9 protein-coding genes are annotated in these 13,840 nt (G+C 55.8%); 4 read left to right on the top strand and 5 right to left on the bottom strand.

All coding sequences use genetic code 11. From position 1 onward, the window contains the following. Positions 1–9 precede the first annotated feature (9 nt). The gene (gene cysG / locus ACMV5I_RS03970) at positions 10–1,440 is read right to left on the bottom strand and encodes a siroheme synthase CysG (RefSeq protein ID WP_121608744.1); all 1,431 of its coding nucleotides are present in this window, start codon (positions 1,438–1,440) and stop codon (positions 10–12) included. A gap of 378 nt (positions 1,441–1,818) precedes the next feature. On the opposite strand from cysG, the gene ACMV5I_RS03975 reads away from it, so the two are divergent. Then, a complete protein-coding gene (locus ACMV5I_RS03975; RefSeq protein WP_414823730.1) occupies positions 1,819–4,440 on the top strand; it encodes an MXAN_6230/SCO0854 family RING domain-containing protein in 2,622 nt (873 codons plus the stop codon). A gap of 194 nt (positions 4,441–4,634) precedes the next feature. Then, on the top strand, positions 4,635–5,717 hold the full coding sequence (locus tag ACMV5I_RS03980; RefSeq protein ID WP_414823731.1) for an aminopeptidase: 1,083 nt from the start codon (positions 4,635–4,637) through the stop codon (positions 5,715–5,717). 312 nt (positions 5,718–6,029) lie between these two features. Here ACMV5I_RS03980 and cysH read toward each other — a convergent pair whose 3' ends face one another. The 3 genes from cysH to cysJ all read right to left on the bottom strand — a co-directional run bounded on the left by cysH (position 6,030) and on the right by cysJ (position 10,400). Continuing rightward, positions 6,030–6,764, bottom strand: coding sequence for a phosphoadenosine phosphosulfate reductase (cysH, locus tag ACMV5I_RS03985; RefSeq protein ID WP_414823732.1), 735 nt, complete (start codon positions 6,762–6,764; stop codon positions 6,030–6,032). Positions 6,765–6,882: 118 nt separating this feature from the next. Further along, positions 6,883–8,598 (bottom strand): assimilatory sulfite reductase (NADPH) hemoprotein subunit, encoded by a 1,716-nt coding sequence (gene cysI, locus ACMV5I_RS03990; RefSeq protein WP_202728426.1) that lies wholly within the window; start codon positions 8,596–8,598, stop codon positions 6,883–6,885. Next, positions 8,598–10,400, bottom strand: coding sequence for an NADPH-dependent assimilatory sulfite reductase flavoprotein subunit (gene cysJ / locus ACMV5I_RS03995; RefSeq protein ID WP_414823733.1), 1,803 nt, complete (start codon positions 10,398–10,400; stop codon positions 8,598–8,600). Before cysJ ends, cysI begins: the two co-directional genes overlap by 1 nt. 419 nt (positions 10,401–10,819) lie before the next feature. On the opposite strand from cysJ, the gene queD reads away from it, so the two are divergent. Then, a complete protein-coding gene (gene queD, locus ACMV5I_RS04000) occupies positions 10,820–11,179 on the top strand; it encodes a 6-carboxytetrahydropterin synthase QueD (protein WP_021179400.1) in 360 nt (119 codons plus the stop codon). Positions 11,180–11,342: 163 nt separating this feature from the next. On the opposite strand, the gene queE is transcribed toward queD, so the two are convergent. Continuing rightward, entirely contained in the window at positions 11,343–12,014 is a 672-nt protein-coding gene (gene queE / locus ACMV5I_RS04005; protein WP_021179399.1) for a 7-carboxy-7-deazaguanine synthase QueE, read from the bottom strand. Between the two features lie 447 nt (positions 12,015–12,461). Between queE and ACMV5I_RS04010 the strand changes: the two genes are divergently transcribed. Further along, the gene (locus tag ACMV5I_RS04010; RefSeq protein ID WP_414823734.1) at positions 12,462–13,799 is read left to right on the top strand and encodes an MFS transporter; all 1,338 of its coding nucleotides are present in this window, start codon (positions 12,462–12,464) and stop codon (positions 13,797–13,799) included. Positions 13,800–13,840 lie beyond the last annotated feature (41 nt).

The raw sequence follows: 13,840 nt of genomic DNA on the forward strand, positions 1-13,840 counted from the left end.
ACAGATCCTTTAAGCCAAATTCACGACGGCCGGGCGCGCTGCCACTGCCGTCTGCGATTGATGCCCAAACCAGGCGATTTGATGATGTAACTCCACCACTTCACCGATCACCAGCAGCGCCGGTAACGGGGCCTGCCGAGTTAAGTGTTCCAGCTGTTGCAAGGTGCCAGTCTGCACCTGTTGATCGGCCCGCGTACCCCGGCTGATCACGGCGACTGGCGTATCCGCATCGCGGCCATGGGCGATCAGGTTGCGGCTGATATCCGCCGCCTTCATGGTGCCCATGTAGATCGCCAACGTCTGACGCGCCCGCGCCAGTGCGGGCCAATCCAAGCCGTCGTCATCGTCCCGGCAATGGCCGGTAATAAAGGTCACGCTTTGGGCATGATCGCGATGCGTTAGCGGAATACCGGCATAGGCCGTAGCCCCTGCAGCGGCGGTTACGCCCGGCACCACCTGGAAAGGGATCCCGGCAGCGGCGGCCACCTGTAACTCTTCGCCACCCCGGCCAAAGATAAAGGGATCGCCGCCTTTTAACCGCACTACCCGCTTCCCCTGCTGCGCCAGTTCCACCAGCAGCCGATTGGTCTCTTCCTGGATCACCGAGTGCGCACCGGCGCGTTTGCCCACGCAGATACGTTCGGCGTCGCGACGCACCAAATCCAGCGTCTCTTCGCTCACCAGGTGATCGTAAAGCACCACGTCGGCCTGCTGCATCACCTGCAGCCCGCGTAAGGTCAACAAGCCGACATCGCCCGGGCCTGCCCCGACCAGTGCGATCTCACCTTGCGCCCCCTCATTACCCTGCGCAAAAGCCGTTAAATCCTGTTCCAACTGCTGCTGCGCCTGCTCCGTCTGGCCATTAGCCACCAAAGTCGCGAAACGGCCGTTGAAGGTTTTCTCCCAGAAACGGCGTCTGGCCCCGATGGAAGCCAGCCGTTGCTTCACTTTGCCACGCAACCCTCCAGCCAGTTCCGCCATCTGCCCCAGGCTGGCAGGCAGCAATGCCTCCAGCTTCTCACGTAACATCCGCGCCAATACCGGTGCCTGGCCGCTAGATGACACGGCCACCACCAACGGTGAGCGATCGATAATCGACGGGAAGATAAAGGAGCAGCGCGGTTGGTCATCCACCACGTTAGCCAACACGCGGCGCTTATCCGCTTCGGCATACACCTCGGCGTTCAGCGCGCTATCGTCGGTAGCGGCAATTACCAGAAAGACGTCGTCTAACTGCTGCGGCACAAAGTTCTGCCCCAGCCACTCAACGCGCCCTTGCAGGTGTTGGTGCTCCAGCTCTGCCGAGAGCGCCTGCGCCACGATCCGCACTTGCGCCCCGGCACGTAGCAGGAGGTCGACTTTGCGTGCAGCCACTTCGCCGCCGCCAACCACCAGCACAGGGCGGTGTTTCAGGTCGGCAAATATTGGTAGATAGTCCACAACGGCCTTTTCATATAACAGATTGATAGGGTGACTATACGGCGTGCGATTTGCCCCCTGAAATGACGAAAAGGCATGAGATGTTCTTAAATGGAATAAGGCTGTTGGCAGTGCGCCTAACTCGCTGTACGTAATGAGGTTACAGGCGTGGGTTAACGCAACGCGGACTCGCATGGTAGGGGCGCTGCATGCTGCGCCCGTTATACCCACGACAGATTCAGTAACATTGCTAACTGGAATTGGCACATGCTATTATCGCCCGGTGGAAGGCTTAGTCTGGGCTTCCTTCTCTCCTTTGAATTAGCTCAGGCGCTTTCCTTCCACACCCAATGCTATTATCTCCGCACCACTTACTCTCTGCCATCAAAACGGATTTTTATGCTCTCTCCTGTCCAGAAACTTCTTTTGGTTCGCTATGGCTTGCTTGATGTTGCCCCTGCGGGTGAACGGTTGGATAAAGCTCTCATCGAGGCTGCAGAAATAGAGTTGGCGGCATTGGGTTACGTGCTCAGCTATAAATTACGCGACCGTCTGCAAACACTCGGCGTAAACGCATTAACCCGATTGATACTCAGCCTGTGTAAAACGCTCAACGAAGCGACTGGTGGAGGCGTTCAGCATCGCCCGTTATTCCGCTCGTTTCCTCGAGGGATCCCGGCAGATACCTACAAACTTTGGCGCCAAAAGGTGCTGACGCATTATCTACAGGCGGAAGATCAACCCTGCCTGTTCTGCGGGCATCATGACACCGTTCATGTATTGAACCCCTGCCAGCATATCGTCTGTGACCACTGTTTTGATGGCAGTAACTATTCGGCCTGCCCCGTTTGCGAGCATCATGTCGATCTCTCCTCTCCTTTTTTTAAAGACCTCCATCTAGAGCGTCCGGCGAGCAAGCAAAAGAACATCCGTTTTAAATGGCTTGATCTGCAAGACGATGAGATGGCGTGTGCACGTCGGCTATTTATCTCGTTCTGTGAACGCCGCCAGGCGATGTCGCCTAACGATGTACAGGCGTTCAAAACGTTGATCGACGCTTATGGCTTTACGGTGCTTGAGTGGCTACCCGACGAGATCCCACTGCGGGAAAACATTGCCTGGTTATTTGGCACCTTATTGCAGAGAAACAGCGCCACAGAAGTGCTGCAAGCGGCAGAACTATATCTGACAACGGCCACCGATTTCCTGCGTTTATTGGCCGCATTTTCTAATGCAAGCCCGGCATTGTTACCCGCCGCAGTCACCATGGATGTGCAAAAAGTTTCACCTGAACGGCTGAGTAAACGCTGGCAGCTCTACCAACAACAATACCCGCAAGTGCGTTTTTTACCGGCCGAAGTCAAGCGCTTTAAGATGGCACCATTACCGCGCTTGCTGCGTCGTGAATTACTGTCGCGTCTTGAGGGGTTGCCACAGGAGAGCATGGTAGAGGATATGCTGCGGCACGCCTCTTTCTGGGTCTGGGTGGGCGAGTTTTTGCATCCGTTTGAGTACGCCAAACGCTTCCCACGGGTTGCGACTGCTTTTGCCTTGGTCCGCCAGTCGGCAACACCGCTGGCTAAGCATCTTTACTCAGCTTTAGACCTTCCCCGCTATCGCCATGATGCCAAAGGAAAAGTCCGCTTTGTCAGCTTCAATGCTGAAGTAGAACAGCATATTAATACTCAGGATCTGCCAGCACTGTGTCGATTGCTGGCCACACGCCCAGGGGAGTTGGCGCGTCGTCTTGATCATCTACTCCGAATGGAGATACAGCAAGGCAGCTCCGATGTACGGGCCCTGTTTTGCAGCAAGTTACCTTTGTTAGCCACCCCAGTGTTGCTCACGCTGGTAAGCAGTTTGGCCCATCGTGACCAACGCTGGCCTGTGAGGGTCTACTTCCCAAAAGGAGCTCAGTTTCTGGCACCGGCAACCGCTGATAATCGCATGCCTCTGCCGCCAGAAGTGACACTACCGTTGGTAGCAACCATTGAGCAGGAACTATTGCAACGCTTTGCGCGACACCCTGATTTTCAGACTGCCGTCATCGATGAAACGTTGCGAGATATTATGGTGCCGTTCAACGAGCGCACCGCCAGTTCCCTTGCGATCGACCTGCCTCGTGGCTCATCGTTATCGGTTCCTTCTGGCAGCCTGATCCGCCTGTTTACGCATTGGTGTCAGCCACCACAAGGTTATTCCACCGATCTTGATCTGGCCGTGGCTTTTTTCGATAAGGACTGGAATTTCGTCAACGAGTGCACCTTCTACCATCTAAGCTGCAATATTGAAGGTAACCACGTTGCCGTTCACTCGGGCGATTATCAGGATGCCCCTTATCCGGATGGTGCCTCTGAGTTCATCGACCTGCACCTTGAAGCGGCGATAAACAGCGGGATCCGCTATGCCGTCATGCAGATCCATAAATATTCCGGACTGCCATTTTCAGGCCTGGAGCGCGGCTTTGCCGGTATCATGTTACGTGATCCTGCGGACAGTGATGACAGTGCGGTATTCGATCCACGTACCGTTGAACACAAATTCCAGCTTGCCGGCGAGACTGGCTCGTTTGCACCTCTGATTCTGGATGTGGAGAAAAGCCGTATTTTCTGGTTGGATGCCAGCAATCAGGGAGGATTCGCCTACAACAATGTCGCCAATTCGCAAACGGCGTTGCAGCGTATCTGCGCAGATGTCATTAGCTATTTTGGTATAGGCGTACGCCCCACGATGTTTCAACTCGCGGTGCTGCATGCCGCAGCACGAACTCGGCAGGTATGGATCCGGGGCCAAAATACAGTTCTCTATACCAGGTATGATAATGAATCCCCTTGGGATTTTTACCAACGAATTCTCCAGGGGAGCGGTAACTCGGTATACGCTACACAGCCTGATTTTGACGAGCCCATTTTGGCCGCCGTATTGGAGGGCAATTTCAATCTGCCGCCAGAGAGTGTGGGTTATGCCCTGAAACGTGGGAAATGGCATGACACTATCCAGGCCAGCGACTGGTTATCGTAGGTGCTATCGGGCGCAGCATGCAGCGCCCCTACGGTCGAACATTCGGTGCCACTAAACGTGGATAGCAGCGGTTTAGCGGCGAGCACCTAAGACAAAAATAGGACGCGAAGAAATTGTCTTATCGGCGCTGGCGTCCCATACTAACTACCGCAAAAATAATCGGCATCACCGCTGTCAGAGAAGGATTTTTCGGTATGTTTTCCCGCTTGTGCCTGAGAGCAGGGCTGTTGTTAGTCGCTCTCGGCAGTGCTGTAAGCGTTTCGGCCGCTACCAAACCCGTAAAAGAAGCCCCTCTGGGCCAGTTCGCCGCTAAACAGATCCGCCATATCGCTACTTACTTCCCCGGCCGCATGGCGGGCAGCCCGGCAGAATTACTGGCCGCAGACTACCTGAAACAGCAGTTTACCGAGATGGGCTACCCGGCAGACACCCGCACCTTTGACGCCCGTTATCTCTACACCAACAAAGACACCAGTGAAAACTGGCGCAAGATTAGCGTCACCTCGGTGATTGCCACCAAAAAGGGTGAGCGGCCCCAACAGGTCATCATCATGGCGCACTTCGATACCTATACCCCGCTTAGCGACGATGAGGTGGACAATAACCTCGGTGGCCTGACGCTACAGGGGGTCGATGACAATGCCTCCGGCGTGGGTGTGATGCTGGAGTTGGCCAATAGGCTGAAAAACATCCCCACCACCTATAGCCTGCGCTTTGTGGCCATGAGTGGTGAAGAGCTTAAGTCTGTAGGCGCTAAAAACTACCTTGGCCGTATGACGCCGGAGGAGCGGAAGAACACGCTGCTGGTGATTAACCTCGACAGCCTGATCACCGGCGATCGCCTCTATTTCCATTCTGGGCGTAACACCGAGCCGGAAGTGGTGGTCCGATCCCGCGATCGGGCACTGAGCATCGCCCACCGTTATGGTATTGAAGCGGCCATCAACCCAGGCAGCAAAGGTTTTCCAACCGGCACCGGTTGCTGTTCCGATCAGATCGTCTTCGATAACGCCAAAATTCCGGTGATGGCGGTAGAAGCCACCAACTGGTCGCTTGGGGATCGAGACGGTTACCAGCAGCGTGCTGTCAGCCCCAGCTTCCCGCATGGCATTACCTGGCATCGCCCGCAATACGACAATCTGCAATATCTGGAAACCCACCTGCCAGGGCGGATCGACAAGCGCAGCCGCGACAGCGTGCGGATCCTGTTACCGTTGGTAAAAGAATGGGTGCAGGCGCATCCGGCCCCTGAGCCGAAGAAGAAAAAGAAGAAGTAGTACGTTACAGCCCCTCACCCTAACCCTCTCCCAAAAGGAGAGGGGACCGATCGAGTTAGGTTGAAAGTGAGTGATTCATCATGAACACCGAGTAATTCGCCTCAGCTGAGAGCGAACTTCTTTCTCCCAACAGAGCAGTGACTATCCGCTCCCTCTCCCTGTGGTAGGGGACCGAGCGAGTTAGGTTGAAAGTGAGTGATTCATCATGAACACCGAGTCATTCGCCTCAGTTGAGAGTGAACTTCTTTCTCCCAACAGAGCAGTGACTATCAGCTCCCTCTCCCTGTGGGAGAGGGTTGGGGTGAGGGGACATCAACCTTCGTGCAGACCGCACTCACGCTTCAGGCCGAAGAAGCGGGTTTCTTCCTCACTCATACCTTCCTCCCATTTACGGGTGGTATGGGTATCGCCCACCGACAGGTAGCCCTGATCCCACAGCGGGTGGTAGCTCAGCCCATGCTCGGTGAGATATTGGTAAATCTGGCGGTTATCCCAGTCGATGATCGGCAGGATCTTGAATACCCCACGCTGCACCGCCAGCACCGGCAGATTGGCACGGCTGCCCGATTGCTCACGGCGCAGGCCAGCAAACCAGGTTTGCGCACCTAGCGTTTCCAGCGCGCGGTTCATCGGCTCAACTTTGTTGATTTGGTTGTAGTGCTCAATGCCCTCAACGCCCTGCTCCCACAGCTTGCCGTAGCGCGCCTCTTGCCAGGCCGGTGAATGCTCGGCGCGGAATACCTGCAGGTTCAGGTTCAGTTGGTCGGCCAATTGGTCGATAAACTGGTAGGTTTCCGGGAACAGGTAGCCGGTATCGGTCAGGATCACCGGGATATCCGGCTTGATGCGCGTGACCAGATGCAGACACACCGCCGCCTGAATACCAAAGCTGGAGGAAAGCACAAACTCCCCCGGCAGATGCTCCAGCGCCCATGCAACCCTCTCCTGTGCCGAAAGCTGTTCCAACTGGCCGTTGACGACCGCCAGTGCCAGCGCCTGCCCGGACTTCGGTAGCGCGTTCAGCGCCGCCAGATCCAATTCAGCCATGATGCGATCTCCTGAAAGTGTTGATGTGGCCCCTCACCCTAACCCTCTCCCACAGGGAGAGGGGACAGTAAGGTGCACAAACTTAGCTGCTGCACAAAGAGTGAGGAAAGCCAGCAAGTTATTCCCAGAAATCCTGCGCGGGATCCACCACCGGCCGGATAATCCCGGTGCGCACGGTGAAATCGCCAAAACCTTCGCCAGCGGTGCGCTCTGTTGCCCAACGCCCTACCAGTTGGTCGATGGTTTGCAGGATTTCCTCTTCGTTAATATTTTCCCGATACATGCGGGGAATACGCGTCCCTTCACGGTTACCGCCCAGATGCAGGTTGTAACGGCCAATCGCTTTACCCACCAGGCCAATCTCCGCCAGCAGCGCTCGGCCACAGCCGTTCGGGCAGCCGGTGATACGCAGCACCACGTGCTCATCGCCCACGCCATGCCGATGCATGATGTCCTCTACCTTGGTCACAAACTCCGGCAGGAAGCGCTCGGCCTCCGCCATCGCCAGTGGGCAGGTTGGGTAGGACACGCAGGCCATCGAATTCTTGCGCTGCTCGCTGATGCCGTCGTCGATCAGGCCGTGCTGGCGCGCCAGGGCCTCGATCTTCGCCTTTTCGCTTTCCGGTACACCGGCCACGATCAGGTTCTGGTTGGCTGTCAGACGGAAATCGCCCTGATGGATCTTGGCGATCTCGGCCACGCCGGTTTTCAGCGGACGGCCTGGATAATCCAGCAGGCGACCGTTTTCAATAAACAGCGTTAGGTGCCAGTGATTATCAACCCCTTTGACCCAACCGATGCGATCGCCGCGGCCGGTAAACTCGTACGGACGCACCGGCGCAAAGGTGATGCCAGCCCGCTTTTCTACCTCGGCGCGGAAGGTATCAACCCCCACCCGCTCCAGCGTATATTTGGTTTTGGCGTTCTTACGGTCGGTGCGGTTGCCCCAGTCACGTTGGGTGGTCACCACCGCTTCGGCGACGGCCAGCGTATGTTCCAGCGGAATATAGCCAAACTCACTCGCCGTGCGCGCATAGGTTTTCTTGTTGCCATGCTCGATAGACAGACCACCGCCCACCAGCAGGTTAAAGCCCACCAGCTTGCCGTGCTCGGCAATCGCCACAAAGTTCATGTCGTTGGCATGCAGATCTACATCATTCTGCGGCGGGATCACTACCGTGGTTTTAAACTTGCGCGGCAGGTATGTCGCGCCCAGGATCGGCTCTTCGTCCGTGGTCGCGACTTTTTCTTTATCCAGCCACACTTCGGCATAGGCACGGGTACGCGGCAGCAGGTGCTCGGAGATTTTCTTCGCCCATTCGTACGCTTCCTGATGCAGCTCCGACTCCACAGGATTCGAGGTGCAAAGTACGTTACGGTTCACGTCGTTAGCCGTCGCCAGCGCATCCAGCCCCAGGCGGTTCAGTAACTGGTGCACCGGTTTCACGTTGCCTTTGACGATGCCATGGAACTGGAACGTCTGCCGGTTGGTGATACGGATGCTGCCGTACAGCGTGCTTTCTGCGGCAAATTTGTCGATCCCCAACCACTGTTGCGGGGAAATAATCCCGCCCGGCAGGCGGCAGCGCAGCATCATGGCGTGGCGCGGCTCGAGTTTTTGTTCGGCACGTTCGGCGCGAATATCGCGATCGTCCTGCTGGTACATGCCGTGGAAACGGATCAGCAAGAAGTTATCGCCGGTAAAGCCGCCGGTCAGACCGTCCTGTAAATCTTCGGCAATGGTTCCGCGCAGGAAGTTACTCTCTTTCTTCAAACGCTCGGCATCGGCCAGTTTGCCTTCAACCACCAGAGGCCCAGGGTGTTTATCACTCATTAGTAAACGTCTCGCTGATAACGGCGCTCAAGGCGCAGCTCGCTTAAGAATTCGTCTGCCAGCTCGGTATCCATACCACCGTGCTCGGCCACCAGTGCTAACAATGTGTTTTCAACGTCTTTCGCCATGCGGTTGGCATCGCCACAGACATAGATGTGCGCGCCCTGCTGGATCCAGCTCCAGATTTCCGCGCCCTGCTCACGCAGCTTGTCCTGCACGTAAACCTTATGCTGTTGATCCCGTGACCAGGCCAGATCGATGCGGGTCAACAGACCCTCTTTCACATAGCGCTGCCATTCAACCTGGTACAGGAAGTCTTCGGTAAAGTGCGGGTTGCCAAAGAACAGCCAGTTCTTGCCCCCAGCACCTTCGGCTTCACGCTGCTGCATAAAGGCGCGGAACGGAGCGATACCTGTGCCGGGGCCAATCATGATCACCGGAGTTTCCGGATTGGCAGGCAAACGGAAGTTGTCGTTATGTTCGATAAACACCCGCAGTTCGCCTTCTTCTTCCAGACGATCGGCCAGGAAGCTGGAAGCCCCACCGGCACGGCTGCGGCCATCAATGTCGTAACGCACCACGCCAACGGTGATGTGCACTTCGTTTTCATTCTCTGCCTGAGAGGAGGCGATGGAGTACAGGCGCGGCGTCAGCGGGCGCAGCAGGCTGAGTAACTGCTCTGCGTTCAGATCGGCGGGAGCCTGGCGCACCATGTCTACAATCGGGGTGTTATGGGCGTAGTGTTGCAGCTTAGGTTTGTCAGCCAGCAGGCCAATCAGCTGTTCGTCCCGCGACAGACCGGCATATTTTTCCACAATCAGCGTGGTGTTCTGCGTCAGTTCAAAGTGGCTGCGCAAAGCTTCACGCAGCGGCAGGGTTTGCCCCTCAACCTCAACCGGTTCGTCACCTTTCAGCCACAGCAGTTGTACCAGTTCATCCACCAGCGCCGGATCGTTGTCAAACCATACGCCCAAGGCATCGCCCGGCTGATAGCGCAGGCCGGAATCGCCTAAATCGATCTCGATATGGCGTACGTCTTTATCGGAAGCGCGGCCAGTGATCTTTTGCTTGGCCGCCAGTTGCGCGGTCAGCGGTTGTTCTTTGCTGTAGGGGCTGCTGTCCAACTGCTCGACCGCACCGCTGGCCAATGCCGCCGGAGCACTGTTTTCCGCTGGTGCTCGAGCCTTCAGGACTTCCACCACCTGCTTACGCCAGGCGATAGCCAGTTCCTGATAATCCACATCCGCATCGATGCGCTCCACCAGGCGCTCGGCACCCAGCTCGGCCAGCTTGCCATCAAAGTCTTTGCCGGACTGGCAGAAATTCTCATAAGAGCTATCCCCCAGGCCAAACACCGCAAAGGCGGTTTCAGTGAGTTTGGGGGCTTTTTTCGAATGCAGGAATTTGTGCAGCGCCACCGCTTCTTCCGCTGGTTCCCCTTCCCCTTGGGTGGAGGCGATCACCACCAGTAGACGCTCCTGGGCGATTTGCTTGAACTTGTAGTCACCGGCATTCACCAGAGTGACGCTCAGCTTCGCCGCCAGTAGATCGTCGCGTAACTGTTCGGCCAGACGGCGTGCGTTACCGGTCTGGGAAGCAGAAATCAGGGTGATGCTGGCCGCAGGGGCAGCTGCAACCGGTGCTGAAGCCACGCTTCCCGGTTGCTGGTTAACCATGCCCCAGAAATAACCAGATAGCCACGCCAGCTGCGTTGGGGAGTACCCGCCAATGACGGCCTGCAAACTCGCAAGCTGTTCGGGGGTCAGCGGGAGCAAAGATGTTGGAGGAACCTGAGTCGTCATCGCGGTACGGATATCCTATGCTTAGCCAGTGTCAGTCGCTGTAATTGTTGTTGTGTAATGTCCTGAAAAGACCAGGAGAGTTTGTAAGGTTACCGAGCGTCATTGCAACGATTAAATAAGGGATAGCAATAATTAATAACCAAAACGACTAAGCAGTTTTCCTGGTAAGGGATAGTGGCTAAATCGTTAGATATTTATTTTTAATTTATTGATAATTAATGAGTTAATTTTTAAAAGTTTGAATGACTCGCATTTGAGGCGGATAACGTCCTCCGATCGGCTCAATCCCGCCCAAATAAAAATGTCAGCAGCGCTACATGCTGCCCCCCCTGGATCTCCCCTGAAGCAGCCCAAAAGATAGTAACCAGGGCCGCTTTCCGTTAGTATTCGGCGGTTTTTGAGTCAATGAGGCCGTAATAATGGCAACCACGCTATTTAAAGATTTTCAGTTTGAAGCCGCACACCATCTGCCAAACGTGCCGGAGGGCCATAAATGCGGCCGCCTGCACGGGCATTCGTTTATGGTGCGTATTGAAGTGACCGGGGAAGTAGACGCCCATACCGGTTGGGTGATGGATTTTGCCGAGCTGAAGGCCGCTTTCAAGCCGATTTGGCAGCGCCTGGATCACTATAATCTGAACGATATTCCTGGCTTGGAGAACCCGACCAGCGAAGTGCTTGCCGCCTGGATCTGGCAGCAGTTGAAACCGCAGTTGCCTGAATTGTCGGCCGTGATGGTCAAAGAGACCTGTACCGCAGGCTGCGTATATAAAGGTTAACAGGGCAAGGCTCAGGGTGAGGCGATTGGCTTCGGTGCGATCTCCCTCACCCTAACCCTCTCCCCAAGGAGAGGGAACCGATCGAGTCAAGCCGGAAATGCAGTGATATATCTCAAGCACCGGCGGTTGAAGGGACGATCCAGGTTGGAATGATGGGCCGGTCTCAAGCAATATTCAAATACTTATGCGTCTGCATTGAAAGCCGCCAGTTGCGGGCAATGCAGGTCTCAATACACAACCGCGTCGCCTCTTCTTTTTGGCTGATCGGCTGCAAAGCGATAATACGGTGTTTTTCGTCGTGCAACGTTGCCAGCAACTCATCCAACGCCTCAATATCACGTTCACGCCCCACCGGATGCTTGATCTCATCGGCCCGCATCAGCGCCTGCTCTACCACCTTCAAACCACCGCGCATATTCACTTTGGGTGAAACGGTGACCCAGGTATTGGGGGAACAGAGAACTTCATGGGTGCCGCTGGTTTCGATCTGGCAACCGTAGCCTGCGTTCTCAAACAGCTTGGTCAACGGGATCAGATCGTAGATACACGGCTCACCGCCGGTGATCACGATATGGCGTGCGGTATAGCCCTGCTGTTCAACCACCTCCAGCAACTGTTCTGCACTGGCGCTCCCCCAGGCATCACTCTCGGCAGTTTTCACCAGGATGCGTTGCATATCCACTTCCCGATCGGCGTCCTTTTCCCAGGTGTGTTTGGTATCGCACCAGCTGCATCCCACCGGGCAACCCTGTAGGCGAATAAAAATGGCCGGCACGCCGGTGAAATAGCCTTCGCCCTGCAAAGTCTGGAACATCTCATTAATCGGGTATTGCATCGCTTTCTCAATCTAGAAAAGTATCCCCGTCGCCTTTCAAGCTGCAGCGTTGTTACCTGCACTCACTCACCCCAGTCACTTACCCAAAAGTAAGCTCCTGGGGATGAGTGAGCTTGTCGCCTAGCCGCAGCTTGAAATTCATAGGGTATAAAAAAAGCATTATCGCAGATCCCGACCGGGCGACCAAACCTGGAAAAGTGTATTAAATTTTGTCCGTTCGGCGGTGGCCAGCAGCTTTCTCCGGCTAACCCACTAATGGGTGACGTTTATTACAGACTTAACACCAACCACCAATGTTATCCACCGCCCAAAACAAACATAAAATTAACATTTAAAACGAAAATATTTGACATAAAAGCAGCTCTGACGCAGATGTATAGACAGGCAGGCACAAGTCGGGCGCAGTTCCGACGATCCATCAACATCCTATCTGCGTTTAAGGAAACTATGGCCCATTCCACCGAATTGAATATTCAGCAGGCTATCGACGACAGCAAATTTTCGCTGTTTCACTGGACCCTGATCATCCTGGGTTTCCTGATCCTGGCAATTGACGGTTACGATACGGCGGCGATGGGCTATATCGCCCCTTCGGTGGCCAAAGACTGGGGGATCGTGAAACAGGATCTGGGGCCGGTATTAAGCGCGGCGCTGCTTGGCCTTTCGTTGGGAGCCCTGGTTGCCGGGCCGATTTCTGACCGCGTTGGCCGCAAACGGGTGCTGGTGTTCTCCTGCCTGTTCTTTGGCCTTTCCAGCCTGGCCACCGCCTACGCGGGTTCACTCAACAGCCTGACGCTGTGGCGCTTCCTCACCGGGCTGGGGCTGGGTGCCGCTATGCCAAACGCCATCACGCTAATCTCCGAATACGCTCCGCAGCGCTGCCGGTCGCTAGCCATCAACACCATGTACTGCGGCTTTCCGCTGGGAGCGGCAGGCGGTGGTGCCATCTCTTCCTGGCTGATCCCCGCTTACGGCTGGCACAGCGTGTTGCTGCTGGGGGCCATTGCCCCACTATTGCTCACCGTGCTGTTGATCCTGCTGCTGCCGGAATCGGTGAAATACATGGTTAACCGTGGTCAGGATGCCGCTAAAATCAAACAGATTGCCCGACGCTTTATCAGCCATAACATCAGCCACATCACCCGTTTCTACCTGTATGAGGACAAGCTGGCCCTGTCGAAGACCAGCGTCGGCCTGCTGTTCAGCCGCCCCTACCTGGTGGGGACACTGATGCTGTGGCTCACCTATTTTATGGGGTTGGTGATCTACTACGTATTGCTGAGTTGGATGCCACTGTTGATGCAAGGGTTGGGGTATCAGCTTGAGCAATCGGCGATCCTGACGTCGCTGTTCACCTTCGGCGGTACGCTGGGGATCCTGATGGCCGGTTGGTTGATGGACCGTTGGAATGCCCACAAGGTGGTTTCCGCCGGCTTTGCCATCAGCGCCCTGCTGATTGTGGCGATGGCCACCGAGGATAGCCAGATCGTGCTGCTCGGCGCCTTTATCTTCCTGATGGGCATTACCATGAACGGCGCGCAATCTGGCCTGCAAACCCTGGCTGCCACCTACTACCCAACTCACAGCCGCGCTACCGGTATTGCCTGGATGCAGGGCATTGGCCGCTTTGGCGGCGTGGCTGGCACCATGATGGCGGCTCAGCTACTGGCGATGGAGTGGCAGGTGCAGAGTATTTTGCTGTTCCTGGCAATCCCGGCGCTGCTAGCCAGCCTGGCCACGGTATTCAAGATGACACGTTCAAGCGCATTGCAACCGGCTATCTAACCTATTGATTATATTAATGGGCGCTGCATGCAGCTAATCGG

The sequence above is a fragment of the Serratia sp. T13T92 genome, assembly GCF_047530105.1.
Taxonomy (GTDB): domain Bacteria; phylum Pseudomonadota; class Gammaproteobacteria; order Enterobacterales; family Enterobacteriaceae; genus Chania; species Chania fonticola.

What these genes read in the sequence shown, in the direction of transcription:
- cysJ (WP_414823733.1), bottom strand. Translation starts at nt 10,400, where the DNA reads ATGACGACTCAGGTTCCTCCAACATCTTTGCTCCCGCTGACCCCCGAA.
- ACMV5I_RS03980 (WP_414823731.1), top strand. Translation starts at nt 4,635, where the DNA reads ATGTTTTCCCGCTTGTGCCTGAGAGCAGGGCTGTTGTTAGTCGCTCTC.
- cysI (WP_202728426.1), bottom strand. Translation starts at nt 8,598, where the DNA reads ATGAGTGATAAACACCCTGGGCCTCTGGTGGTTGAAGGCAAACTGGCC.
- cysH (WP_414823732.1), bottom strand. Translation starts at nt 6,764, where the DNA reads ATGGCTGAATTGGATCTGGCGGCGCTGAACGCGCTACCGAAGTCCGGG.
- queE (WP_021179399.1), bottom strand. Translation starts at nt 12,014, where the DNA reads ATGCAATACCCGATTAATGAGATGTTCCAGACTTTGCAGGGCGAAGGC.
- queD (WP_021179400.1), top strand. Translation starts at nt 10,820, where the DNA reads ATGGCAACCACGCTATTTAAAGATTTTCAGTTTGAAGCCGCACACCAT.
- ACMV5I_RS04010 (WP_414823734.1), top strand. Translation starts at nt 12,462, where the DNA reads ATGGCCCATTCCACCGAATTGAATATTCAGCAGGCTATCGACGACAGC.
- ACMV5I_RS03975 (WP_414823730.1), top strand. Translation starts at nt 1,819, where the DNA reads ATGCTCTCTCCTGTCCAGAAACTTCTTTTGGTTCGCTATGGCTTGCTT.